The sequence below is a fragment of the Mesorhizobium sp. WSM4816 genome, assembly GCF_055811535.1.
Window position 1 is genome coordinate 1 of record NZ_JBVVQR010000103.1, and the last position, 689, is coordinate 689.

The 689-nt window shown below is 59.8% G+C and carries 1 protein-coding gene; it reads right to left on the reverse strand.

Annotated elements, in window-relative coordinates; genetic code table 11:
- Positions 1-573, reverse strand: a 573-nt coding sequence (locus tag AC0L3H_RS32990; protein WP_473588251.1) for a DUF4372 domain-containing protein, incomplete at its 3' end; no start/stop codon positions are given.
- Positions 574-689: the final 116 nt, after the last annotated feature.

A 689-nucleotide genomic window follows, 5' to 3' on the forward strand; every position in this document is an offset into this window, starting at 1 on the left:
GCAGTAGCCCTTGTCGAACACGTAGGTCGCTCCAGCTTCGATCGTGATCTGGCGACCGACCTGGGCGTCGTTGACGTTGGCGTCGGTGATGTCGAGGACGCGCGGACTGTCGGTCTTCGGGTCATAGACGACATGCACCTTCATGCCGCGGATGCGCCCATTCGACTTGGCCCAATCGCACAGTTTGCCGAGCGGAACGGGGGTCGAGTCGATCAGCCGCAGCATTGCTTCGCCCTCGCGCCGCGTTTGCCTGTCGAGCAGGTTCGCCACCAGACCGAACGCCTCGGCAAAGATGGCGACCGGACGCCGTCGGTTGGCATCCGACAAGGTCGAACGTATCAACGGACCGCTGCCCAGGTGATAATGATGCTGGCTGTTGGCGTTCCAGCCGGCTTCCAGGCCACGCAAGCTGCTGCTGCCGCAGAACTGGGCATAGATCAGCGCCACCAGATGATCCCAGCTTCTGAACGATTTGTCGTACGCATCCCCGTCGTGGTGATCCACAATTGCTTGGAATTGACGCCGATCGATGGGTTCAAGAAGCTGCCCGAAGATGCTAGGTGCAAAGCGCATGCCCCGTTCCTCTTCTGAGTCTCGACAACCAGAGAGAAGACGGACAAACCCCGTTTTACGGGGCATGCACATGTGGCATTTCGATTCACTCAAAACTTTCCCCGGACAGCCCTGCC